The sequence below is a fragment of the Desulfovibrio sp. DV genome, from assembly GCF_001936595.1.
GTDB lineage: Bacteria > Desulfobacterota > Desulfovibrionia > Desulfovibrionales > Desulfovibrionaceae > Solidesulfovibrio.
In genome coordinates this window covers 1-24,242 of the sequence record NZ_MLBG01000072.1, presented here as the reverse complement: position 1 = coordinate 24,242, position 24,242 = coordinate 1, and the positions used below count along the sequence as shown (strand labels likewise).

General features: G+C 64.3%; 23 protein-coding genes, 1 tRNA gene and 1 pseudogene. 16 read left to right on the top strand and 9 right to left on the bottom strand.

The features are described from left to right. Window positions 1-812 precede the first annotated feature (812 nt). Window positions 813-889: transfer RNA gene (locus tag DVDV_RS14965), tRNA-Pro, on the top strand. Between the two features lie 42 nt (window positions 890-931). On the opposite strand, the gene DVDV_RS14960 is transcribed toward DVDV_RS14965, so the two are convergent. From DVDV_RS14960 to DVDV_RS14945, 4 genes and pseudogenes are all read right to left on the bottom strand, one after another. After that, a complete protein-coding gene (locus DVDV_RS14960) occupies window positions 932-1,162 on the bottom strand; it encodes a hypothetical protein (RefSeq protein WP_075355444.1) in 231 nt (76 codons plus the stop codon). Between the two features lie 12 nt (window positions 1,163-1,174). Further along, window positions 1,175-1,471 carry a glutaredoxin family protein gene (locus DVDV_RS14955; RefSeq protein ID WP_075355443.1) on the bottom strand — a complete coding sequence of 99 codons (297 nt, stop codon included), beginning with the start codon at window positions 1,469-1,471 and terminating at the stop codon, window positions 1,175-1,177. A gap of 194 nt (window positions 1,472-1,665) precedes the next feature. Next, entirely contained in the window at window positions 1,666-2,349 is a 684-nt protein-coding gene (locus DVDV_RS14950; RefSeq protein WP_075355442.1) for a hypothetical protein, read from the bottom strand. Between the two features lie 142 nt (window positions 2,350-2,491). Continuing rightward, window positions 2,492-2,722 (bottom strand): annotated as a pseudogene (locus DVDV_RS14945) (alkylphosphonate utilization protein); the annotation flags it as partial. Between the two features lie 588 nt (window positions 2,723-3,310). Between DVDV_RS14945 and rsgA the strand changes: the two are divergent. The 3 genes from rsgA to DVDV_RS14930 all read left to right on the top strand — a co-directional run bounded on the left by rsgA (window position 3,311) and on the right by DVDV_RS14930 (window position 6,641). Next, entirely contained in the window at window positions 3,311-4,366 is a 1,056-nt protein-coding gene (gene rsgA, locus DVDV_RS14940; protein ID WP_075355440.1) for a ribosome small subunit-dependent GTPase A, read from the top strand. Window positions 4,367-4,532: 166 nt separating this feature from the next. Beyond that, the gene (locus tag DVDV_RS14935) at window positions 4,533-5,552 is read left to right on the top strand and encodes an AI-2E family transporter (RefSeq protein WP_075355439.1); all 1,020 of its coding nucleotides are present in this window, start codon (window positions 4,533-4,535) and stop codon (window positions 5,550-5,552) included. A gap of 180 nt (window positions 5,553-5,732) precedes the next feature. Then, entirely contained in the window at window positions 5,733-6,641 is a 909-nt protein-coding gene (locus tag DVDV_RS14930) for a pirin family protein (protein WP_075355438.1), read from the top strand. Window positions 6,642-6,904: 263 nt separating this feature from the next. On the opposite strand, the gene DVDV_RS14925 is transcribed toward DVDV_RS14930, so the two are convergent. Beyond that, entirely contained in the window at window positions 6,905-7,168 is a 264-nt protein-coding gene (locus DVDV_RS14925) for a glutaredoxin family protein (RefSeq protein ID WP_075355437.1), read from the bottom strand. Window positions 7,169-7,328: 160 nt separating this feature from the next. Next, a complete protein-coding gene (gene purT / locus DVDV_RS14920; RefSeq protein WP_075355436.1) occupies window positions 7,329-8,510 on the bottom strand; it encodes a formate-dependent phosphoribosylglycinamide formyltransferase in 1,182 nt (393 codons plus the stop codon). A 246-nt stretch (window positions 8,511-8,756) separates the two neighbouring features. On the opposite strand from purT, the gene DVDV_RS14915 reads away from it, so the two are divergent. The 3 genes from DVDV_RS14915 (at window position 8,757) to DVDV_RS14905 (ending at window position 12,603) form a co-directional block, all read left to right on the top strand. After that, window positions 8,757-10,289, top strand: coding sequence for an SDR family oxidoreductase (locus tag DVDV_RS14915; RefSeq protein WP_075355435.1), 1,533 nt, complete (start codon window positions 8,757-8,759; stop codon window positions 10,287-10,289). After that, entirely contained in the window at window positions 10,289-10,771 is a 483-nt protein-coding gene (locus DVDV_RS14910) for a GNAT family N-acetyltransferase (protein ID WP_075355434.1), read from the top strand. The genes DVDV_RS14915 and DVDV_RS14910 overlap by 1 nt, the downstream gene beginning before the upstream one ends. Window positions 10,772-10,995: 224 nt before the next feature. Beyond that, window positions 10,996-12,603: a hypothetical protein gene (locus tag DVDV_RS14905; protein ID WP_075355433.1), complete on the top strand. Its 1,608-nt coding sequence runs from the start codon at window positions 10,996-10,998 to the stop codon at window positions 12,601-12,603. Window positions 12,604-12,742: 139 nt separating this feature from the next. On the opposite strand, the gene DVDV_RS14900 is transcribed toward DVDV_RS14905, so the two are convergent. After that, window positions 12,743-13,705: an MBL fold metallo-hydrolase gene (locus DVDV_RS14900; RefSeq protein ID WP_083634787.1), complete on the bottom strand. Its 963-nt coding sequence runs from the start codon at window positions 13,703-13,705 to the stop codon at window positions 12,743-12,745. A gap of 266 nt (window positions 13,706-13,971) precedes the next feature. Here DVDV_RS14900 and DVDV_RS14895 point away from each other — a divergent pair, with 266 nt between their 5' ends. Continuing rightward, window positions 13,972-14,340 (top strand): helix-turn-helix transcriptional regulator, encoded by a 369-nt coding sequence (locus DVDV_RS14895; protein WP_075355432.1) that lies wholly within the window; start codon window positions 13,972-13,974, stop codon window positions 14,338-14,340. A gap of 323 nt (window positions 14,341-14,663) precedes the next feature. Here the strand turns inward: DVDV_RS14895 and DVDV_RS14890 are convergent, their stop codons facing one another. Then, entirely contained in the window at window positions 14,664-15,437 is a 774-nt protein-coding gene (locus tag DVDV_RS14890) for an ice-binding family protein (protein ID WP_075355431.1), read from the bottom strand. 785 nt (window positions 15,438-16,222) lie between these two features. Then, entirely contained in the window at window positions 16,223-17,332 is a 1,110-nt protein-coding gene (locus DVDV_RS14885; RefSeq protein WP_075355430.1) for a CofH family radical SAM protein, read from the bottom strand. A 91-nt stretch (window positions 17,333-17,423) separates the two neighbouring features. On the opposite strand from DVDV_RS14885, the gene DVDV_RS14880 reads away from it, so the two are divergent. The 8 genes from DVDV_RS14880 to DVDV_RS14845 all read left to right on the top strand — a co-directional run bounded on the left by DVDV_RS14880 (window position 17,424) and on the right by DVDV_RS14845 (window position 24,211). Then, entirely contained in the window at window positions 17,424-17,981 is a 558-nt protein-coding gene (locus tag DVDV_RS14880) for a hypothetical protein (RefSeq protein WP_075355429.1), read from the top strand. Window positions 17,982-17,994: 13 nt separating this feature from the next. Further along, a complete protein-coding gene (locus DVDV_RS14875) occupies window positions 17,995-18,567 on the top strand; it encodes a hypothetical protein (RefSeq protein ID WP_075355428.1) in 573 nt (190 codons plus the stop codon). A gap of 215 nt (window positions 18,568-18,782) precedes the next feature. Further along, window positions 18,783-18,980: a hypothetical protein gene (locus DVDV_RS14870; RefSeq protein WP_075355427.1), complete on the top strand. Its 198-nt coding sequence runs from the start codon at window positions 18,783-18,785 to the stop codon at window positions 18,978-18,980. A gap of 22 nt (window positions 18,981-19,002) precedes the next feature. Continuing rightward, window positions 19,003-19,824, top strand: coding sequence for a prolipoprotein diacylglyceryl transferase family protein (locus DVDV_RS14865; protein ID WP_075355426.1), 822 nt, complete (start codon window positions 19,003-19,005; stop codon window positions 19,822-19,824). A 125-nt stretch (window positions 19,825-19,949) separates the two neighbouring features. Next, the gene (locus tag DVDV_RS14860; protein ID WP_254845394.1) at window positions 19,950-20,909 is read left to right on the top strand and encodes an ABC transporter substrate-binding protein; all 960 of its coding nucleotides are present in this window, start codon (window positions 19,950-19,952) and stop codon (window positions 20,907-20,909) included. Then, window positions 20,893-22,842 (top strand): SpoIIE family protein phosphatase, encoded by a 1,950-nt coding sequence (locus DVDV_RS14855; RefSeq protein WP_075355424.1) that lies wholly within the window; start codon window positions 20,893-20,895, stop codon window positions 22,840-22,842. The genes DVDV_RS14860 and DVDV_RS14855 overlap by 17 nt, the downstream gene beginning before the upstream one ends. 121 nt (window positions 22,843-22,963) lie before the next feature. Beyond that, on the top strand, window positions 22,964-23,365 hold the full coding sequence (locus DVDV_RS14850; RefSeq protein ID WP_075355423.1) for a MucR family transcriptional regulator: 402 nt from the start codon (window positions 22,964-22,966) through the stop codon (window positions 23,363-23,365). 180 nt (window positions 23,366-23,545) lie between these two features. Next, the gene (locus DVDV_RS14845) at window positions 23,546-24,211 is read left to right on the top strand and encodes a hypothetical protein (RefSeq protein ID WP_254845393.1); all 666 of its coding nucleotides are present in this window, start codon (window positions 23,546-23,548) and stop codon (window positions 24,209-24,211) included. The last annotated feature ends 31 nt before the right edge of the window (window positions 24,212-24,242 follow it).

The following is a 24,242-nucleotide window of genomic DNA, read 5'->3' as shown; positions in this document are numbered from 1 at the left end:
TCAGGTTTCTTGCGATCCCCGTCCCCGCCCACCCCGGTTTCCCGCAGCGGGATCGGCTGTCTACGTCCCAGGGGCCCGGGCGTCAACCATTTTCTCGGCACCACAGCTCTTTTTGTCCATACGCACCCGCAACGAACCGCCCTCCTCCCCTTCCCCATCAACTAATAGGCCAAGACCTTACGAAGCTCCACGCTCTTAAAGTCCACACAGACAGTGCCGGCCAAAGCCAGGCTTTCCGAAGCGGGCCGGTACAACCAACCCGGATGAGCTGTCCCGCCTACCGGCCTGGCTTGCCCCGGGCACAGGCACACAGCGTCGGGCGTGCCCCCTTGTCCCAGTTGCAGGAGAAGCTTGAGGACACCTCCCTGGAGGAACCAGGAAAGAGTCCTCCCCATCGGCCCCGCGGGCACGAGTCCGCTCGCAGTTGCACCGGGGCAACTCAGTCAAACCTTCCATGTGAAGCAAGGGCTGCGCCTCTACCTCCCCGGAACAAACGGCCACCTGCCCGAGCGGGCCAAAGCCGTTTCGACAAACCCGGGCCGTCGCCAGCGCCAAGCCTTACTCCCCACAAAACCCCCACAGACAAGCTGGCGGCCACCGTGCCCTTCCCGCACCGTCAGGGGCAAAAGAGTCCCCCCACTGCGTACAATCACCCGAGAAACAGCTATCCACACCGGACACGCTTCCTGAAACAAACCCCCGGCCTGAGCGCCTCGCCAGGCAAGGCACCCGGCTATTTTCCAATTATTTAGCGCGGGCCGGATTTGTTGTTGACAAAACCGCGTTTGGGTTCTAGTTTCCGCTCCTCGCGTCGGGATGTAGCGCAGTCTGGGAGCGCACCTGAATGGGGTTCAGGGGGTCGGAGGTTCAAATCCTCTCATCCCGACCAGTTTTTCAAGGGCTTACGGTGAATAACCGTAGGCCCTTTTTTTTACGACAAAAGCGCCACATCAATGCCCACAACCTTACGGGCCAGTTCAGCTTCCGGCTGGTGTAACGTGGGCATAATGGAGGCCATTCTGGCCCGCTCCACGGCATGGGGTTCGTAGTCGTTGTTGTGAATCCTCTCCACGCTTGTCCCGGTGATGGAGGCGATAACCGAAGGCACCAAGCCCTTGTCCGGTGCGCGGCGCACTCCATAGCCGTCTTCAGGGAACGCCACGCCGGGGCAGCCTCACGGTTGCTGCCAGATGCTTTCCGGAAGGTCGGCTCCCCCGTCGCTTCCCCTGAGGGCGGCATCAATCTCGTCCGGGCGGAAACCAATAATGACCGTGTCGTCGATGACGATGGTGGGAAACGTCACCGACGGGTTGAGCTGGCGTATGGTGTCAAGAACCCGGGTGCGTTCGTCGCCGGCCAGGAAGTCCACGCTGACGCTGTCGTAGGAAAGCTCCCGCTCTTCGAGATAATGCTTGGCCTGGGTGCAGTGCGAGCAGGTGGAAAGGGTGAATATCTTGATCTGGGGAGGCATTGAGGCTCCTTGGACGCCAGGGCCGGGGGCCGGCGGGTTGGCGTTGTCACGTGTCCCTGATTCCAGGCGGGGCAGGGGCAGCTGGAGGCCGCGCCATGGTTTCCGGCCGGCCGGACGGTTCCCATGGCTTTCGCCCCGGCCAAGGCCCCTGCCCTGGCCGGGACTTTTTCACCCGGTGACGCGTGCGGGTCGTCTCATCGCCCGGCAGCCGTCTGCTGCAGGGAGGCCAGGACGGCTCTGAAATCGGCGAACCAGGCGGTGGCAGCCGGCCCCAGACGACCGGCCTTGGCTGCCTCGTGAAAACGCTGGAACAGGTCCGCACCGGGCTGCTTCCACACCGTTGCCGTGCCGCAATTGGCCTTGTCGTGGCCAAAAAAGCCGGGGTTTTCCCTGATGACGGCGGCGGGAGGAAGGCTTACGCGCAGGGTCACCCGCCGCTGGCCCGCAAAAAACTGGGCGACCAGGGCCAAACGCAGGTCGCAGACCTCAAACTCGCTGTATTCGGGATAGATGACGGCGAAACCGCCGCTTGGCAGGGGCACGGCCTCGGCCAGCCCGGCCTCGCCGCCCCCGCCGTCGACCACCGTGGCCCGGCCCCTGGCCAAGGCGGCCTGCTGGGCCAGGACCTCGGCCCTGGTGACGACGCCGTTTTTGGGGAAGCTCGGGAGGGCTTCCACCGTTATGGAAAGTGTGGCGTCGCCTGGATGGGCGGGCTTTTCCGGTGCAAGGGCCATCCCCGGGGGCAGACGCAGGGAAAGGCCGGTACCCGCAATGGCCACGTCCCGGGCCTCGGCCCCGCCCGCCCCCTGGGCCAAGAAAATCGCCAGCAGGCAGCCTGCCGCTGCCAAAGAAAACCACCGGGATCGGCAATGGGACATAACGCCTCCTTCAGAGTGCTGCACCAACGCCCCCATGGTGAGGACAATACACCCCCGATCCGGACAACGCTCCCCTTTTTGTGAAACGATTTTTCCGGGCAACACCAAGGGAGCAGACCGGCCGGGGGCTGCCAGCCGAAAATCAGGCTTTTTTCAGGAAGCAGGTCTTGAGCACCAGTCCCTTGACCTTGTCGGCGTTGCACTCGATTTCCGCCGGGTCGTCGGTGAGGCGGATGTTTTTTATGAGCGTGCCGCGTTTGAGGGTCACGGAAGAGCCTTTGACCTTCAAATCCTTGGTCAGCGTGACGCTGTCGCCGTCTTTGAGGAGGGTGCCGTTGCTGTCCTTTACAATCACATCGTCCATGCGATGATTTCTCCTGTTGTTGGTTGCTGGAAATACTGGCGTTAAAAGCCGGACTCGTACAGGCTCGACTGCTTTGGATCAAGCGGTTTCAAGCCTGCCAGCCGGGTGCAGCCGTTGCCCCGGGCCCTTGACGCCGGGCCGCCCGTTTCGTATCTCCCCCGCATCCACCTGCCTTCCAAAGAGGTTTTTTTGAGCACGAACACACTGGATCTTGTGACGCTGGTTGCCGGCGAGAGCCGCGGCCGGTAAACGCCCCAGGGCGTGAACCTCCTTCACTGGAAGGAGGCGTCTTCTCCTTTGGGGCGGGATCTTCCGCCCGCGCCGAATCGGTCCGACAGCCTCGGGCCGGTCTTCCTTCTTTCTCGTCCGGCAACCACTCCTTCGGCCTTTTCCCGACAATCAGAAAAGCCACATGCGTTGCATGGGGGCGGGCCTTGCGCCCGCCTGCCCGTGCGGCCATGGACTCCCGTCGCGCACAAGGAGTGCCGCCATGCTGCTACGAGACGAACGATCCCAGGACGTTTTACGCCTTTCCCAAAGATACGACGCCGCCATAACGGGGCATCCGGTGCATGCGGCCGGCACCGAGGTGCAATCATGCCGGTAAGCACGCTCGGTTTTGACTCCTGGTTTGCAGCCCACGCCCCGACACAGCACCTTGAGGGCTGCGCCATTGCCCGCGTCTGTGCCGTTGATCGCGGGGCGTATCGGATACGCGACGCCGCCAGGGAAATCCCGGCGGAACTGTCCGGGAGGCTTGCCTTCCAGGTCGCGCACGGCCCTGACCGGCCCTGCGTCGGCGACTGGGTGACCGCAAGCACCTACAACAACGACAGCGCCGCGATCATCCACCAGGTGTTCCCGCGAAAGACGTTTCTGCGGCGCAAAACAGCTGGCGAGACCATTGCGTACCAGATGATCGCCGCCAACATCGATACCGCCTTCATTGTCCAATCCTGCCAGTATGACTTCAATCCGGGCCGGCTGGACCGCTATCTGGTCATGGCTGCGGATGGGCAGGTCGAACCGGTTATCCTGCTCACCAAGACGGACCTCGTCACCCCGGACGAATTGGAGCAAAAACTGGCGATTCTTGGCGCGCTCACCCAGGCCAGGGTAGTTGCGCTAAGCCCCAGGACCGGCGACGGATGTGCCGCCCTCGGGCAGATGCTCGCTCCGGGAAAGACCTACTGTCTGCTCGGTTCGTCGGGCGTCGGGAAAACGACCCTCATAAACCGGCTCATGGGCCGGGAGGCCTTTGCCACCCAGGCCGTCAGCGGCACAGGGGAAGGCACCCATACGACCACCCGCCGGCAACTCGTTGTGCTCGGCCACGGGGCCATGGTGATCGATACGCCGGGCATGCGGGAGCTTGGCCTTATCGGGGCCGACGAGGGCCTTGATGGTGGGTTTGAGGAGTTTGCCCTGCTCGCTGCCCGGTGCCGCTATGCCGATTGCCGCCACGAGCAGGAACCCGGCTGCGCCGTCCGGGCGGCCGTCGACAGCGGCGAGGTGCAAAAAGAGCGCTATCGCAGCTACCTCAAGCTTAAAAAAGAGTCGGCGTACTACGCCATGTCCGCTCTGGACAAACGGCAAAAGGAAAAGTCCTTCGGGCGCTTCATAAAATCGGTTAAAAAACAGCGAAAAGGCTGAAGGCGGCCAGCGTCCGGCCGCACACGGCAGGGGGACGAGCCGGCCGAGGCTTTGCCCCCAAACCCGGTGCGGCCGGACGCCATCCTTGCCGGACAGACTCCAACAAACTACGTTTGGCCTGGACAATACAGGAGGCCGCCTCTGCGCCCGCCCCCAAGGAGGTCCCATGCATCCTCTCCGGCCAAAGGCCACGGTCTATGAAGCCGTCGCCTGGATCGGCACCGGATTGGCCCTGGTGCTGGCCTTCCCGCTCCACTTGTTTGCCGCCCTGATGTTCGGGCTGCTGGTTTTCGAGCTGGTCCAACTGGCCGCCCCGGCCTTGCGCGTCACCCGGATCGGGGACAAGCGGGCCAAACAGGTGGTGGTCGGCGGCCTGGCTGTCCTCATTGTGGCCGTGCTTGGCCTCACAACCTGGAAGGTGCTCGCCCTTTTTCACAGCGAATCCACCAGTATCCCGGCCTTGCTGCAAAACATGGCCGAGGCCCTGGAGAGCCTGCGCGCCCGGTTGCCCGGCTGGCTCGTCACACTGTTGCCCGAAAACGCCGAGGATATGGGCAAAAGCGCGGTCAGCGCCCTGCGCGAGCGGGCGGCGGCCATGCAGGCTGCCGGCAAGGGCATTGCCCAGTTGCTGGCCCATGTCCTGATCGGCCTGATCCTTGGGGCGGTGATCGCCCTGGTGGCCGAGGCCGGGCCGGGGCAGCAGCGCCCCCTGGCCGCAGCCCTTGTGGAGCGGGCCAGACGCCTGTGCGCGGCCTTTCGGGCCGTGGTCTTCGCCCAGGTGCGGATTTCGGCCGTCAATACCACCCTGACCTGCCTCTATCTGTTCGTGGTCCTGCCCGCCATGGGCACGCATCTGCCCCTGGCCAAGACCATGGTGGCCATCACCTTCCTGGCCGGAATGATCCCGGTGGTCGGCAATCTCATCTCCAACAGCATCATCGTGGTGGTCAGTTGCAGCGCCTCCTTTGCCATTGCCGGCTGGTCGTTTCTCTTTCTCGTCATCGTCCACAAGCTCGAATACTTTCTGAACGCCAGGATCGTCGGCGGGCAGATCCATGCCAAAACCTGGGAATTGCTGCTGGCCATGCTGGTGATGGAGGCCGCCTTCGGCCTGGCCGGGCTGGTGGCCGCCCCGATCTATTACGCCTATCTCAAAAAGGAACTGAGCGACCGGGAACTGGTGTGACGGCACGGCCGGGTGTCGGCAAAAAAAGCAGCGGGCCATATACACGGGCCGGTTCCCGGGCTATGTTTCAGGCAGGGCCTCCCGGCCACGCGCCTGCCTGCGGCCGCGTCGCCGACGGCCCCGGCCGGCAGAAATGCTGCCGGCCTCCTGTCGCAACACCCTCTGCCAAGGAGCAGTCCCATGCCCACCCGTCGCATCGCCAAAGTCTTCAAAAGCCGCCCCACCATCGAAGGGGCGGGCGTGCACCTCAAGCGCGCCTTTGGCAATTCCCAGGTGCCCCAGTTTGATCCCTTCCTCATGCTGGACGATTTTCATACGGGCAATCCGGCCGAATTCCTGCCCGGATTTCCCTGGCATCCCCATCGGGGCATCGAGACCATCACCTACGTGCTGGAAGGGCTGGTCGAACACAGCGACAGCATGGGCAACAACGGGGTGATCGGTCCCGGCGACGTGCAGTGGATGACGGCCGGCAGCGGCGTCATCCACCAGGAAATGCCAAAGGAAACGCCGTCCGGCATGTTGTGGGGCTTTCAGTTCTGGGCCAACCTGCCGGCCAGCCAAAAGATGATGCCGCCCCGCTACCGGGACGTGAAGGCCGCCGACATTCCGGAGGTGACCCTGGAAACGGGAACGCGGGTCAAAGTCATCAGCGGCGAAGTGGCTGGCGTGCAGGGGCCGGTGCGCGACATTGTCATCGAGCCCGAGGTCCTCGACGTGTCCGTGCCGGCAGGAGCGTCCTTTCGCCACAGCGTCCGGGACGGCCATACGGCCATTGCCTACATTCTGGACGGGGAAGGCTATTTCGACGACCGCCGCGACGCCTTTGCCTATGAGATGCAGGGCGCGGGCTGGATGGATGTGGCCAGGAATTGCCGGTTGGGACCGGAGACCACCGTGCTCTACGCCCACGACGGCGATGCGTTGGAAATCCAGGCCCCGGACCGGCCCCTACGCTTCGTCCTCATCGGCGGCAAACCGCTTGGCGAACCCATCGCCTGGTACGGTCCCGTGGTCATGAACACCCAGGCTGAATTGCGTCTGGCCTTTGACGAATACGCCAAGGGTACGTTCGTCAAGCACCCATAGCCCGGGGGCACGGGAGTTGGGGCTGGTTTGCCGCGCTCGGGGTGAAGCCCGAAAGCGCCGGGTCTGGGGCGCAAAAGGCCGGGCCGCCGCGGCTGAGGCCCCGGAGCCAAAGAGGAAGGGCGCAGGCGAGTGGCCTTCCGGACAGGCCATACGAGCGGGCAGGCCGGCTACCGGCCCGCCTGCCCTGGCCTGTTTCCTGCGCTGCCGGCTGGCTGCGCGGCTAGGCCCCCTGCCCGTGCCGGACGGCTACGGCCGTTTTCGCTTCAAGTCCCGCCGAGTTCGGCCAGGGCCGCATCGATTTGCTCGCGACGAAAGCCGACGATGACCGTGCTGCCGATGACAATGGTGGGAAAAGTGATTTCCGGGTTGAGTTTCCGCACGATCTCCATGACCTGGGTGCGATCCTCGCCGGACATGAAATCCACATTGACCGCGTCGTAGGGGATGTTGCGCTCGTCGAGATAGTCTTTCACGTGGTTGCAGTGAGGACAGGTGGCCAGAGTATACAGCTTGATCTGGGCAGCCATAAGCACTCCTTGGGCACAGTCTTGCCTGCGCTTCCGTGTGGCTTTGCGGGTCGCATTGCCGGTATCCCCATTTCACTGCGGCAGGTCAAGCCTGCAAAGGGCGGGGTGACGGGATGGGCAAGGCGACGGGGCTAACGCCCGTCGCCTTGCCGGCAGCGGGCTAGACCGAGACCCGGACCAGGGAGGCCGTGGCAATGGCCTTGCGCTTGGCGTCTTCCACATCACTCCCCAAAGCCAGGGCCACGCCCATGCGGCGAAGGCCGTGCACCTCGGGTTTGCCGAAAAGCCGGATGGCCGTATCCGGCTCGGCCAGGGCCTCGGGCGCAATGGTATAGCTCGGGGACGTCGAATCGCCCTCGGCCAGGATGACGCGCGAAGCCGCCGGCCCATACTGGCGGATGGCCGGGATGGGCAGGCCGAGAATGGCCCGGACGTGCAGGGCGAATTCGGACAGGTCCTGGGAAATGAGCGTGACCATGCCGGTGTCGTGGGGCCGGGGGGAAACTTCGGAGAAAAGCACCTCATCGCCCCTGACAAACAGCTCCACGCCAAACAGCCCGCGTCCGCCAAGGGCGGCGGTGATGGTCCGGGCCATGTCCTGGGCCTTGGCCAGGGCCGCCTCGCTCATGGGATGGGGCTGCCAGGATTCGCGGTAGTCGCCTTTTTCCTGGCGATGGCCGATGGGCTGGCAAAAGCTCGTGCCGTCGACGTGGCGCACGGTCAAAAGGGTAATCTCGTAATCAAACTCCACAAAGCCTTCCACGATCACCCGTCCGGCCCCGGCCCGGCCGGCGGTCTGGGCATATTCCCAGGATTTCTCGGCCTCGGCCACGTTTCGGGCCACGCTTTGCCCCTTGCCCGACGAGGACATGACCGGCTTTATGACGCAGGGGAAGCCCACGGTCTGGCAGGCGGCCAGAAACTCTTCCCGGGTGTCGGCAAACCGGTACGGCGAGGTGGCCAGTTGCAATTCCTCGGCGGCCAGGCGGCGGATGCCCTCGCGGTCCATGGTCAGCCGGGTGGCCCGGGCCGTGGGCACGACGTGGACGCCTTCGGCCTCCAGGGCCAGCAGTTCCTCGGTGGCGATGGCCTCGATTTCCGGCACCACAAAGTCCGGCTTTTCCATTTCGATGATCCGGCGCAGGGCTGCGGCGTCGAGCATACTGACGACATGGCAGCGGTGGGCGACCTGCATGGCCGGCGCATTGGCATAGCGGTCCACGGCAATGACTTCGATGCCCAGGCGCTGGGCCTCGATGGCGACTTCCTTGCCGAGTTCGCCGGAGCCGAGCAGCATGAGTTTGGTAGCGGACGACGTGAGCGGCGTGCCGATGATCGCCATGAAGACCTCCTTGGCAGGTTGATAAACGGAACCGGAAAACTACAGGGACGCGGCATCAAGGACAAGTGCTTTCCCCGGGCATGACCGCTTGTCCCAGGCCTGAAATGGCAGTAAATACACTCCAAAGGCGCTTGCGCCTGGACAGGTCCACCCGTCCTGTCCGATGGATACACTTGCATTGCGAGGTCTGCGGCTTTCCCTCGCCGGTCCGTATAATCCAGGGGACCTCCCCCGCAAGGACGCGTTATGATCGATGCCCCCATCCTCGTGACCGGCGCAACAGGCTACGTCGGCGGCCGGCTTGTCCCGGCCCTGCTTGAAGCCGGCTACCGCGTGCGGGCCGTGGCCCGGTCCCTGGACAAGCTGGCCTGCCGCCCCTTTGCCGGCCATCCCCGGCTGGAACTGGCCAAGGCCGACATCCTCGATCTGCCGGCCATGCGCCAGGCCGCCGCCGGCTGCTTTGCCGCCTACTACCTCGTCCACTCCATGCACCCGGACAACCCCGATTTCGCCGCCACCGACCGCGAAGCCGCCATGGTCATGGCCCGGGCCGCCGACGACGCCGGCCTGTCCCGCATCCTCTATCTCGGCGGGCTTGGCCGCGACGAAGACGAACTGAGCCACCACCTCAAATCGCGCCACGAGGTCGGCAAGATCCTGCGCTACGGCCGGGTGCCCGTGACCGAACTGCGCGCCGCCATGATCCTCGGCTCCGGCAGCGCCTCCTTTGAGATCATGCGCTACCTCGTGGACCGCCTGCCGGCCATGATCGCCCCGCGCTGGGTGCAAAACCGCTGCCAGCCCATCGCCATCTCCGACGTGCTCGGCTATCTCGTCGGCTGTCTGGCCGAACCCCGCACCGCCGGCCAGATTCTCGACATCGGCGGCCCGGACGTGCTGCCCTACGGCGATATTTTCGCCATCTACGCCGAGGAGGCCGGCCTGCCCAGGCGGCATATCATCCCGGTGCCGGTCCTGACCCCGCGCCTTTCCACCTACTGGCTCCAGCTTGTCACCCCCCTGCCCCGCTCCCTGATCGTGCCGCTGGTCGAAGGGCTTCGAAACGAGGTCATCTGCCACGACCAGCGCATCCGCGACCTCGTGCCCCGGGAGTGCCTCTCCACCCGGGCCGCCGTGCGTCTGGCCCTGGACAAGATCCGCCAGAATACGGTGGAGACCACGTGCGCCGACGCCGGCAAGGCCTCCCCGCCGGAATGGGCGGCCTGCGGCGATGCGCCCTATGCCGGCGGCACCATCTACGAATGCGGCTACCGGGCCACGGTGCAAGCCGATCCGGAGCGGACCTGGAAGGCCATCACCCACATCGGCGGCGACACGGGCTGGTATTACGGCGACGTGTTGTGGCGGATTCGGGGCTTTTTGGACCAGCTCGCGGGCGGGGTGGGCCTGCGGCGGGTGACCATCCGGCCAGGGAAGCTTCGCGTCGGCGATCCGCTGGATTTCTGGCGGGTGGTGGCCCTGGACGAGGGCCGGCGGCTGGTGCTGTTGGCCGAGATGCGCACTCCGGGCGAGGCCCTGCTCGAATTTCGGCTGGCCCCGGCCGGGGACGGCCGCACCGAAATTGTGGTGCACTCGAAATTCCTGCCCCGGGGGCTGGCCGGGCTGGCCTACTGGTATGCCCTGCTTCTCCCCCACAACCTGGTTTTCGCCGGCCTGCTGCGCGGCCTGGCCAAGGCCATGGACGCGCCGCTTGTTTCGCCGCCGACCCGCTTCACCCCCCACCGGCCGGCAGCCTGCTCCCTGCCGCGCAGCCGTTGATGGAGACGGCAACGCTTTGTCTCCGGCCAGCCACGGCCGAGGACGCCCCGGCCCTGGCCCGGGTGTTTGCCGCGGCCATCGAGGACAAGGCCCGGGACGCCTATGGCCCCAGGGAACGGGCCGCCTGGGTGGCCCGGGGAACACGGGAACGGTTTGCAGCCATGCTGGCCGATGGGCGAAACACCATTGTCCTTGCCCAGTGCGACGGGACGGTCTGCGGCGTGGCCTCCCTGACCGGCTTCGAGCTGAGCCTGCTCTATGCCGCGCCGGGTGCCCCGGCCGGCACCGGCGCAACGCTGCTGGCCGCCATCGAGGCCCTGGCCCGGGAACGGGGCATTTCCGGCCTGCAGCTTTGCGCCTCGCGAAACGCCCTGTCGTTTTATCTGCGCCACGGCTACGACATTGTCTCGGCCGCCCGCCGGCCCCTGGCCGATGGCGTCGCCCTGTCCGTATGCCTCATGGCCAAGACGCTGGACGCCTGAGGCCGGCCGCCTTCGGCCGCGCCGCCGCTCCTGCCCCGGCCGAGCGGTTGCCCCGTCCATCCCCACCGACCTTTGCCCTCTTTTGAACACTGCCGAAAAAAAAATCGCTCCCAACCGCATCGCTTCTTGCGCAAAAGCAACTTCAATTCTAAAGACTGAAGATAACAAACCCATCAGAACAGGGCGAGGGCCGACAGCACCACGACACGCACAAGGGGGGAACGATGAGCAGGCAACCACGCATCACAAGCGCTCTGGTCCTTATTGTCGGTCTTCTCCCCGCGCTGCTCGGCAACGGCGGGGGGACCTGCACCAGCTACACCTATCCCGGCGACGGCACTACCTACACCTACACGCAGCGCGTCACGATCGTGAACAATTGCGCTGATGCCGCCTACGCCATCATGACCACGCCAAGCGACGCCCTGTCCGAAGCCTTGTGGGCCAACGCCACGGTCCCCGGCAATACCATCACCCAATCAAACGTCGGCCAGCATTACTATTTTACAACGCCCATAGCGGCCGGCGGCAGCCAGACCATGTGCCTGCCCGACGCCGGAGCGGCTTCGGGCAACTTCACCTTTTCCTTTGGCTGCACCGGCATCGACACCGGCAATACCGGCCTGCCCATGGACTGCAAGATCGGCAGCGACCCGGGCAAGCTCTACAACGGCATGGACACCGTCTTTGAGCTGTCGCCGGGCTGCCAATATTACGTATCCCCCACCGAACACCCCGGCTGCACCTACAACCCGTCCAATCCCAGCACCACCTTAAACCAGACCGACTACCTCGACGTCAGCGCCGTCACCGGCTTTTCCATCCCCATGAGCCTGTCCATCAGCGACTATCAGACCTACGAGTGCACCTTTCCCTCGCGCACCCTGGTCGGCGATCTGGCCAGTTGCCCGTACGAGAATTTTTCCACGCTCTCAACCAAGTACAACTGCCCCGAGGTCGGCACGGCCAACGGCGGCCAGGGCATCAGCCTGCTGCTCATGAACCAGGTGCCCGGCTGGACCAGCTACGCCGCGGCCTGCATTTCGCCGATACAGTGGATTTCAGCCATCAGCCAGCATCTTCCGGGCGTGTCCAGCACCTGCTCGGTCAACACCACGGCCACGCCGGGCACGGGGCAGCCGCCGGTGCCCGGTGCACCCACCATCGCCGACTGGTACGGCTGCACCTACATGCTCCAGCCCGGAGCCGACGCCTATGCCCTGACCTGCCTGGAACCGGGCTGCGGCGGGCCGCAATGCGTTGTCGGTCCCGACGGCACCGCCGGCCAGTACAATCCCGGAACCACCCAGTACAACACCGCAGCCGTCAGCCGGAGCAAGGGCGCGGCCTATACCAACTACGTCAAGACGCTCAAGGCGGTCGGCAATGAAGTCTATACCTGGATGTTCGACGACGGCCCCGGAACGCTCAGTTGCAACAAGACCGGCGCGTCCATGACCCTGACCCTGTGTCCCGGACAGGCCGGTCAGCAGCCCTACAATATCGCCGCCCAGACCTGGTCCTACAACGCCACGACCAATCGCTGCGACGTTGACACGGCCGGGGGCTATGCCACCCAAACCGCCTGCATGGCGGCCAACGGCAAATACGCCTGTCAGACGGAAACCGTGGCCAAGGCCCAGACCGGCACGGCCACCTATGTCACCGCCGACCTCAACTACTGCAAACCCCTTGACCCGGCCACGGCCACGGCCCCCCAAATGGCCGCCGCCGTCACCCTGGCCGCCTGCCGCAGTTCCACCTGCCAGCGCACCGGAACCCTGGCCTATGAGGTCACGGCCCCGCAGGATCTGTTGCTGCTTGGCAACTAAAGGGGTCTGCAAACGAAACAGGCCGCCGCTTCCCTGGGAAGCGGCGGCCTGATGCCTCATGGCCGGCCATCTGTCCGAAAGCCGGCTTTTGGTGCATGCCGGCCAGGGCGAACGTGAGCCGTGGCGACCGGCCGCCGGATTATTGCCCCGCAACCGGGGCGTCGTTGACATAGGGCACGGGAAGCCAGCGATAGCCGGCCCCGTCCCTGGCCACACGGCCGACGCCGGGGAAGGCAATATGGGCTGCAGCCACCACAATGTCCGCATCGGCGGCCTGGGCCATGGCTTGCTTGCGCTGGGCTGCCGCTGCCTTGGGGTCGATGTCGTAGTCGATGGTCACGTCCGGTTCGGGAAACTGGACCTCGGCCCTGTGGATGATATCGCCCCAAAAGAGCAGCTTTTTCCCGTTGCTCTCAAGAAGATAAAAACTGTGCCCCGGCGTATGGCCCGGCGAGGGCTGGGTGGTGATGCCCGGCACAATCTCCATACGACCGTCAAAGGATTGCACCCGGCCGGAATCGACATACGGGGCCAGGGACGTCTTTGCCAGATCGAACATCATCCGATGCTGGCTCAAGGCCTTGTCCTTGTTGGCCGGATTGAGCCAGTATTCGGCCTCCTGCCGGTTGACGTGGACAACGGCCTTGGGAAAGACGGCCTTGCCGTCGATGGTCAGACCGGCGGAGTGATCGCCGTGGATGTGGGTCAGCAGAACGTCGGTGATCTGCCCGGGCGCGTACCCGGCCCCGGCAAGACTGGCGGTCAGTTTGCCAAGGCCCGGCCCCATTGCCTTGCCCGCCCCGGCATCCACCAGCACCAAACGGTCGCCGGCAACGACCAGAAAGGCGTTGACCGAGGCAGCCAGCGGGGGGACCGCCCGGGAGGCGGCCAGCAGCCGATCGATCCGCTCGGGTGCGGCATGGAGCAGTTTGGTGTCCACCGGGATCGTCCCGTCGGACAAGGCAACCACCTGCACATCGCCAATTTCCAGCCATTGGTAGCCCGCCTGAGCCTTGGTTGCGGCCTGGACCCCTGAAACGCCGGATAGCAGGATCGCCACTGCAAAAAGCCCTGCCGCCTTCCACGCATTGTATCGTTTCATCTCGCGTCTTCCTCTGCGTCTTCGAGCCTGGCCCCGGTTGCACGCCATCCCTCCTGTCTGCCAGGAATTCCGGACAGGAGGCTTGCCTGGCCCGCAGCATCCTGCGGCGGCCATCGCCTGAGGCTGCATATGGTGCGTTTGTTCGGAACTTATGAACAGATAGACAAGCTGTCAACACCCGTGGCAAGGAGACTGCCGCAGCACGGACGCGCCCGACGCCGGATCTCCCGCGCCAAGGCCCGGGTCCGCCTCAAAGGAGCGGAACCATGAAACCGCTGTATCACCCCGCCGTCGAAGACGTGACCGTTGAAAGCATCCTCCACGCCCTGGCCGATCCGGTCCGTTTCCTGATACTTTCCGAGATCATCCGGGCCCAGTGCCCCAAGACCTGCTCCAATTTTCTGCGCCTGGACAACCGCACCCTGGCCAAATCGACGCTGTCCCAGCATTTCCGCATCCTGCGCGAGGCCGGGTTGATTCGCAGCGAACGAAAGGGGGTGGAGATGCACAACACCACCCGGTGTGAAGAACTCAAACCCCGGTTCGGGACCATGATCGGGGCCATCATGGCCGCCTACAAGGAACAATTCGAGAAGAAGCCGGACGAAGGGCAAACCGGCTGCCCCCCACAATGAAACAGGCCGCCGCTTCCCAGGGAAGCGGCGGTCCGATGTCTTGGATACAGCCCGGCGGCAGCAGAAAATCAATTCCTCGGTTCGCTTTCTCTCTCGTTGCCGGGGTTCGGGGGATCATCCCCCGCTGCCGCCGGGGTGGCAAACCGCCGCAGCAGCGGCGTCCGGGCAAAGGGGAAACGAGCCTTTGGCCCGCTCAAACGGGATAGGGATTCTTCAGGACGCGCTCCCTGGGGAAGCCCCAGGTCGAGACGGTCTCACCTTGTAATTATTTCCATTGTACTGGATGTCTCCAAAACGTATAAGCCAATGATGCATCATTTCCTCTAGTCCATAAATAGAATCATCCAGGGCAGACCGACAAAATGAGGTTGATTTATAACGTCAGTGCCGTCAAGCGTTACTGCCGCAGTATGTGCAAAGGCTTTTCCGTCAAGTTTTGCGCCAGTATTTAATGATATTGCAATCCACGCGAGTATGTTTCCTTTGAATACAGACGTCGTATCAAGAGTAGCTGAGCTGCCAACCTGCCAATAAATATTTTTCGCCTGGGCTCCACCGGACAGAATTACTTTACGTCCAGTTCCAACGGTAAGAGTGGACTCCATTTGAAAGATCCATACAGCATTCGTGTCCCCTTGTGCGTCGAGGGTAAGATCCACTGACGTTATGCTAAATGACCCAGGCGCGGATTTATAAAGTCCAGGGGCCAGGGTGTGCCCACCAAGTTCACCGTCGGAGACGATGACACCCAGCGTCCGCCCTGAAGCATCGTTATAGGCGTTGGTCATGTCGCTCATGGCTTGGGCTGCGATAGGATCACCCAAGTGCACCGTACCGTTCACTATGACCGGTGGAACTCCAGGCACGAAGGCAGTATTGGGCCACACTCCAATGTTTCCATCAATCGTACCACCGGAGGCGCTGGTAATCGTAGTTCCGGCCAGAACAGCGAAAGAGTCGGCCGATCCAAAGTTTACCGACGCCTGGGTTGCCGTCATGGCTTGGCTCGGGAATAACAAGACCATCGCAAAGACAAGACTTATTAACTGATATCTTTTCCGGCGAGCAACGAGATAAAATGCAGGGACTGTCTTCACTCGGTATTCTCCTGTTCTGTTGCGGCTATAAAAGCTAGGCCGTATAGCTTAAATTTCATGCTTTATTTCCATTTGTAATTATAATGTTAATTCCCTTAAACGGTTCTGACTCTTATTATTTGAGCAATTTTCGTTCCGTTGCTTCAATGTTGTTGCCTGGGAAATATACATCTGTTTTTAATGGCCTTGTTTTGCCGGGACATCGTTCCCTTGCACAATTTTTCGTTTGAAAGTGGTCGCATTTAACCAAAGGGCATATGTGACCATCATTCCCTGCTTGAGCACATGGGAAATGGGGAGCACGATGAGCGTGCCGGACTGGAGGGGGGAGTGGGAAGAGGGGGCGGCGGGGCCGTCCCGCGCCAGAGATCAATTCCGTGAGACTTCAAGCAACGTCAGGCAAATCTGCGCGTCCAGGATAACCGCCGCAAGGATTGCCTGGGGACGGACGGTATCAGGCCCAACGCCGCCCGCAACCGGACACGCAGCGTCGCCAAGAAAGTGGCAAACCCTCGCACCAGCAGCGTCCGGGCAGGTGGAACGTGCCTTCGGCACGCGCAAACGGGATACGGATTCTTCCGGACGCGCGACTTGGGGATGGCCACGGTGGAATTGGAATTGCTGCGCAAGGCCATGGCCTGCAACCTGAAAAAGCAGTCCGCCTGGCGGACAGTTGCGCCTAGCGAGGTGGCGTGAGCCGTCTTCGGGCCAGAACACGCCACCGTTGGCCACGCAGCGAAGGCGAAAAACCTTTGTGGAGCTGGAAAATTCCTGGCCCCGGCCGGCTACGAGAATACGCCGCGGTCTCGGATGGGCCGGAAATCCGGCGTGCGCTCCACCGGCGTCATGCCGGCGGCCTCGATGGCGTGGCGCAGGGCAGCCAGTGTCAGGCCCTTGGGGCTGTCGGCCCCGGCGGCATGGCCGATGCGCTCCTCGATGATGGTGCCGTCGAAATCGTCGGCCCCGGCCCACAGGGCCATTTGCGCCGTCTTGATGCCGAGCATGGCCCAGTAGGCCTTCAAATGCGGGATGTTGTCCAGGAAAAGCCGGGAGAGCGCCATCACCCGCAGCACGGTCAGGCCATCAGGCCCCTTGGCTCCAAGCGCATTGTTGCCCGGCTGGTAGGCCAGGGGAATAAAGCAGGTGAAACCGCCGGTCAGGTCTTGCAGGTCGCGCAGGGCCGAGAGGTGGGCCACCCGGTCGGACCAGCTCTCGATATGGCCAAAGAGCATGGTGGCGTTGGTGGGCAGGCCCATGCCGTGGGCCGTGGCGTGGATCTGCAGCCAGCGTTCGCCGGAAATCTTTTCCGGGCACAGCTTCTGGCGCAGGGCCGGCGAAAAAACCTCGGCCCCGCCGCCCGGCAGCATCATAAGCCCGGCCGCCCGCAGCAGCGAGAGGATCTCGAACTCGGAAACACCGCGCGTGTCGGCCAGATGGGCCACTTCCACGGCGGTAAAGGCCTTGATGCCGGCGTCCGGGCACTGGGCAGCGATGCCGCGCAGCATATCAAGGTAATATTCCAGCGGCAACTCGGGGTTAAGTCCGCCAACCACGTGGATTTCGCGGATGGGGACGTCGCCGCGCGCGGCCAGTTCGGCCACGATGTCGGCCACCGACAGCGTGCGCGCCCCGGCTGCGCCCTTGGTTTTGCTGAAGGCGCAGAACCGGCAGGCATTGACGCAGACATTGGTGAAATTAATATGGACGTTATGGACGTAATAGGCATCCTTGCCATGCCTGGCCAGGCGCACGTCCATGGCTGCCGCGCACAAATCATGCAAGGGCGCGGCCAGGGCCAGGACAAGGGCCTCGTCGGGCGTTATGCGGCTGCCGGTCCGGGCCTTGGCCAAAATGGCGGCGATATCGTCGCCTTGGGTGGGTGTCGTTGCGTTCATGGCTATCGCACGGTAGAATTTTTCGGGGCGAAAAGCCCTCTACCCCTTTTCCGTTTCGTCCGCCAGGGCGGGACGGGCGCGGAGGCCCCTCATGTCGCGATATTTTTGCCGGTTGTTCCTGACAGCCCTGGCCGTGCTGGCCGCCGGACTGGGCGGCCAAACCCTGCCGGCCCGGGCGGCCGATGATTCCGGCCAGACCCTGACCCGGTTTTTCCAAAGCAAGGCCAAAGATCTGCCGGCCGCGCCCATCGATTTCCAGATCAGCGCCGGCTACGCCGTCCTGCGCACCGGCAATCCCGAAAGTTCGGGCCGTTACGCCATGACCTCCATCAATCTGGTCAAGGTGGCCCCGGACATCTACCGGGTGGACATGGCCCTGGAAAAACCGCTGGCCCGGGACGTGCCCACCTATGAGCCGCCCTTTTTCTTCACCGAAAACCGGACCTATTTTTTCTGGTACCAAAACGGCGAGGAAATCCTCTTCAAGGTCGGAGCCAAACGCGTGCCCGTGAAGCTTGGCCGCAAGGACGTCACCCGGGTGGACATCCACCCGCCCGACACCTACACCGTCAACCGCCAGTCCATGCTGCAAAACATTTCCTTTGACGACGGGTCCGCCACCATCCACCTGCAACTCAAATTCAACTGAGAAAGGACCAGCCATGGGCACTGTCCCTTCCGGCGCGCCGCAGCCGCTGTTCGCTGCCCTCAAAAAGACCGGGCGCTTCCGAATCTTTGTGGAAACCGGCACAGGCAGCGGCGATACAGCCCTGGCCGCCGGGGATTTTTTCGACACGGTCATCACCCTGGAAGCCGATGCCGCCCTGGCCGAGGCCGCCCACGAACGCCTGTCCGGACGAAAGGGTATTTTGCCGCTGGCCGGCGACAGCCGCGAACTGTTGCCCCAACTCCTGCCCCGGCTGGCCGGACCGGCGGTCTTCTGGCTCCCGGCCGGCGCCGGGCAGGCCCCTGCCCTGTTGGCCGAAATCGCCGCCATCACCGCCGCCCCCGTCGCCCACGCCATCTGCATCGGCAACGCCCGGCAGCTTGTCGCGCCCTCCTCCGCAGACGCCGCCAACGGCCCGGCCCTGGACGCGGTGCTCAAAGCCCTTGGCGCCGGCACCGAGCGCGACGTGGTCCTCACTGCGGACACGCTGCTGGCCCTCCCCCGGGCCTCGGCCATCCTGTGGGATACGCTCTTCCCCGAAGGCCGCCCGGAACCGCTCGTCGTATAGGGGGGGGAGGAAGAGGGGAGAGGAAGAGTGCCTCCGGCGGCCAAAGGGCAGTGCCCTTTGGAATCCCACCTGGGGGGCCGGGTGCGGTGTTCAGTCGATACGCCAACGGTGTTGCAAGAAAAGGCCGGAAACGGGGCTGCGGCTGCTGTAGGGATTGCGCCGCGCCCGGCCATCACGTAGAAGGGGCGGCCAAGCACTTTGCGGAGGTTTTTTGCATGAAACGCGCCCTGATCGTCGCCATCACCGTCTGCCTGCTGCTCGTCGGCTCGCTCTTTGCCTTTGCCCGCACCGCGCCGGGCGAGTCCTACGCCGCCTTTGCCGATGCCGCCTCCGGGGCCTCCTGCTGCGAGATCGTCTCCTGCGGCTGCCTCGGAACCAAGTGCTCGTGCTTCGAGTGCGGCGGCAGCAAGTAGCCGGGGCCTCCCCGCCACCATCATGGGCGGTTTCCTCGCCTTCGTCCTGTCCCGGGCCACGGGACTGAGCGCCTTTGCCATCCTCGAAGCCGGCTATCTGTTCCTGTCCCTGGCCGGGCTCGGCCTTGTGTATGGCTTTGCCATGCGCGAACTGGCCGGCAATCCCGCCCGCTCCCGCTACCGGCTGATCTTCCTGCTCGCCCTGCCCTTCGGTCTTTTCGGGGCCAGGGCCATTCCCATCGTCCAGGACGCCATCCTGGCCGGCCGCCTCACCTTAGGCCTTTTCACCTCGGGCGGCCTGGTCTTTTACGGCGGAGCCCTGGCCGTTTTGGCGGCCATGGCCGTCGGTTGCCGGCTCTCCCGCCTCTCGCCCTGGCCGCTTCTCGACGCCGTGTGCCTCTATGCCCCGCTTGGCCACGCCTTTGGCCGGCTGGGCTGCTTTTTTGGCGGCTGCTGCTTTGGCGCGCCAACCGAGTGCCTCCTGGGCGTGCCCTTCCCGGCCGGCTCCCCGGCCTTTTTGCAGCACAAAAGCCAGGGCCTGTTGCCGGCCGGGGCCGTGGCCTCGCTGCCGGTCCATCCCTCCCAGCTCTACGAGACCCTCGGCAACCTGCTCCTTTTTGCGGCCCTGCTGTTCTATTCCAGGCGCGCCGCCCCGCTGTCGCCGGGACGCCTGACCACCGTCTACCTCATGGGCTATGCCGTACTGCGATTCACCCTGGAATACTGGCGCGGCGATGTGATACGCGGCGTCTACTACGGCCTGTCCGCCTCCCAGTACGTCGCCCTGGCCGTGCTCCTGACCACCGCCCTTGTACTTTTGCGGCCGCGAAAGCGCTCAACCTGAAGCGCAACGGGACCGCCACGCACGTTGTGCCCTGAAAAGACGTGGCCAGTGGCTGCGGCCTCTAGGCAAAGCCCCGCAAAAGGACTATCCAAGAGTCCATGCTCCCCCGAACATGGCGAAATCGCATGGCCGCAGCCGTCCTGGCCGGACTTTTTGCCTTGGCCTTGGCCGGCGCTGCGTCCGCGGCCGGACCGCTTAAAAAGGCCGTGCTCATTCCCCAATGGGAGCCGCAGGCCCAGTTCGCCGGCTATTACGTGGCCCTGGCCAAGGGATTTTACGCCCGGGAGGGCCTGGACCTGACCATCCTGCGCGGCGGTCCGGGCCAGCCGCCCTCCCGGCTCCTGCGCCAGGGAACGGCCCAATTCGGCACGTTTTTCCTGGCCACGGCCATCGAGGAGCGCGCTGCCGGTCTGGCGCTGGTCAATCTGGCCCAGTTCGTCCCCCACTCCACCCTGCTGCTGATCGCCAAAAAAGCCGACGGCATTCATGTCCCGGCCGACCTCGACGGCCGCCGGGTAAGCCTTTGGGGACCGGAATTCCGCATGGCCGCCCAGGCCTTTTTCCGGCGAAACGGCGTCCACGTGACCGTCGTGCCCCAGGGCTTTACCGTGGATCTGTTCCTGCGCGGCGGCGTGGCCGCCTGCTCGGCCATGCGCTACAACGAATACCACGCCATCCAGAATGCCGGTCTTGATCCCGAAGAGCTGACCGTGTTTCCCATGGCCGACCACGGCCTCGATCTGCCCGAAGACGGCCTCTACACCCTGGAAGAAACAGCCCGAAACGATCCGGACCTGTGCCGGGCCATGACCCGGGCCTCGATTGCCGGCTGGCGCTACGCCTTCGACCACCCGGACGAGGCCCTGGACATCGTCATGAGCCACGTCTCGGCCGCCCATCTGCCCACCAACCGGATGCACCAGCAATGGATGCTCGCCCAGTTCAAACAGGCCATGACCGCCACGGGCGACCCGCTGGGCACCCTTTCCAGGGACCGCTACGAAGCCACGGCCCGGGCCCTTCGCGACGCCGGGCTCATTAACGCCGCACCGGCTTACGAGGCATTCCATGTCCCCCTCCCTTGACGTGCGGCCCTCGCGCGGCCTGGCCTTCCGGCTGGCCTTTTGCATCCTGACCAGCGCCACCCTGATTTTCACGGCGGCCTTTGCCTATTATTACCGCTCCTCCAAGGACATGATCCTGGCCGGGGTGCGCGAAAACGCCAAAAACCTGCTGCGCGGGGCCGTGTACCGCATCGAAGCCCCCCTGTCCGGCATCGAACGCATCCCGCTGTTTCTGGCCCGAAGCCTTGGCCGGGAACTGCCGCCGGCCGAGGTGCTGGAGCAGTCGTTAAACGATTTCCTGGGAACCAACCCCGACGTCTTCGGCACGGCCGCCGCCTTTGAGCCGGGCGCATTTGCCGGCCTGCCCCGCTTCGCTCCCTATTACTGCCGCCGGGGCGACGCCGTGGTCCGGGTGCCCCTTGGCTATGAGGACTATTACGAACTCGAAAACTGGTACCTGATCCCCAAGCAACTAGGCCGCCCGGTCTGGAGCGAACCGTATTTCGACGAAGCCGGCGGCGACATCGTCATGACCACGTATAGCGTCCCCATCATGCGCGCCGAAAACGACAAGACCACCTTCCTCGGCGTGGTCACGGCCGATGTCTCCCTGGACTGGCTGCGACGGCAGGTGGCCAAAATCTCCCTGTACCATTCCGGCTATGCCTTTCTCATCAGCCGGGGCGGCACCTACGTCTCCCATCCCGACAACCGCTTCCTCATGCGCGAAAGCATCTTCAGTCTGGCCGAAGCCAGCCGCAGCCCGCAGCTGCGCACCATCGGCCGGCGCATGATCCAGGGTGAGGAAGGCTTTGCCCGGCTGCCCGATTTCATCCTCGGCAAACCCGCCTGGCTGGCCTTTGCCCCCATGCCGGTCACGGGCTGGTCCATGGGCGTCATCGTGCCCGAGGACGAACTGTTCGCCGATCTGCGAAAGCTCGGCCGCGAAGTGGCCATCCTCGGCGGGGCCGGGTTTACCGTCCTGCTCCTGGTCATCGCCTTCATCGCCGCCACCATCACCCGCCCGCTGTCGCGGCTGGCCGCCACCGCCTCCCAGATCGCCCGGGGCAACCTCGACACCCCGGTGCCGGTCGGCTCCGGTTCCGACGAAGTGGGCGCCTTGTCGCGCTCCTTTGAGCAGATGCGTCTGGCCCTTCGCGACTACATCGCCGACCTGACCGCCACCACCAAGGCCAAGGAACGCCTGGAGTCGGAGCTGAAAATCGCCCGCAACATCCAGATGAGCTTTTTGCCCAAGAAATTCCCGCCGTTTCCCGACATCGACGCTTTTTCCCTCCACGCCGACCTTGTGCCGGCCTGGGAAGTGGGCGGCGACCTCTACGACTTCTTCCTCATAAGCCCGGGCCGGCTGCTCGTGCTGGTCGGCGACGTCTCGGGCAAGGGCGTGCCGGCGGCCCTTTTCATGGCCGTGACCAAAACCCTGGTCAAAGGCATTGCCGAACAGGAATCCGACCCGGCCGTAATCCTGACCAAGGTCAACCGGGAACTGTGCGTGGACAACGAGTCCATGCTCTTTGTCACCATGTTCCTGGGCATCCTCGACTTCGCCACCGGAGAACTCACCTTTTCCAATGCCGGCCACAACCCGCCGGCCCGCATCGCCCCGGACGGCACGGTCTCCTGGCTGGCCCTGCCGCGCGGCCTGTTCCTTGGCGTCATGGAAGACAGCGTCTACCGCACGGCCACGGTGACCCTGGCCCCCGGCGAAAAGCTCGTGGCCTTCACCGACGGCGTCACCGAGGCCATGAATCCCGGCCTGGAACTGTTCGGCACCACCCGCCTCCACGACACCCTGGCCCAGGCCGCCGCCCTTTCCCCGCAGGCCCTGGACGAGGCCATCATGCAGGCCGTGAACACTTTCGCCGGGGAAGCCGAGCAGGCAGACGACATCACCGTTTTAACCCTGCTGTATCACCACGCCGATGGGGCATGAGTCCGGGCAGGCCGGGCACATTGTTCATTCAGTAACAAGCCAAATACCTGCATTGTAAATTTAGTTGCATTTCAGCTTTGATCATTTTATGGGGTTCCAAAGTCATCAGCAGGAGATGCAAATGGAAGACTACTTGAAAGCCGCCTTGGAGATCGTCAAGGCCCAGGCTTCGGTCAGAACCATGACCGACGATGAGATCACCTCGATGCTGCGCAATGTGGCCGCGGGCATCCAGGCCGTAGCGGAAGCGGAGGCCGCTCCGGCCGAACCCGCAACCCCGGCCCTCGATCCGGCCAAAGCCGTCAAGGAAAGCAGCGTGGTGTGCCTGGAGTGCGGCAAGTCCTTCAAGGTGCTTACCAAAAAGCACCTCGCCGCCCACAGCCTGACTCCGGAAGAATACCGGGCCAAGTACGGCTACAAGAAAGGCGCGCCCCTGGCCGCCAAGTCCCTGCAAAGGGAACGTCGCAAAAAGATGAAGGACATGCGCTTGTGGGAGAGACGGCGCAAGGTCGTCGCCGAGTAACACCGGCCGATCTGTTCGACATCCAGGCGCGGCCCGGCATCCGGCGAAAGCCGGTCCGGGCCGCGTTCGCAGACAGACCGGCCCCGGCCGCCACCCCTGGCTGCAATCCCGGCTTTTCCCCGTCACCGTGCCGGTGTCATACCATCAGAATCAGCCGATGCGAGGTTCCCCGTGCCCTGTGTGGAAGATGCCATTGCTTCTGTCCGGGAGAGCCTGACCTGGGCCGTCGAGGAAATGCCCTCCGACGCCGATCTCGCCGAAGGCTGGTCCAACCCCGATACCCGCACCCACGTCTTTGTCTCGCCGCGCCAGCCCGCCCATCGCCTCGACGTCCTGGCCGAACTGGCCCACGCCGCCCTGTGCGAAAAAATGCCCCGGCTTTTTTCCTCGACCAAGGTCTGGGGCGTGTCGCTCCACGGCCATGCCGTGGCCCGAAAACACATCCTGCGCGCCGCCGGCAACTGGTTCGTCAGCGCCGCCGTGCGCGCGCTCTGCCCCGAGACCTTCGACGCCGCCCTTACCGAGGCCGTCCAGGCCGCCGCCGCACGTATGAATACCCCCCGCCCCTTTGCCCTGGACCGCTACGCCCTGGGCCAGGACGAACTGGAACGCCTGGCCGACGCACGCATCCTGGCCGGCGCTCGCCACTACCTCGGCCACAATCCGGCCACCACCCCCGATCCCACCACAGACGCCCTGGCCCGGGCCTACACGGCCACACCTCCCGAAACCCCGACCATGCCCGGCTTCCTGGCCGTGGCCAACGGCCTGTGCGCCGCCCTCGGCCGCCGCCCCTTCAGCCCGGAACCACGCAAAGGCTACTGGATGGTCAGCGACGCAGGCTAGGGCGAGAGGGGGAGAAGAAAAAGACGAAGGG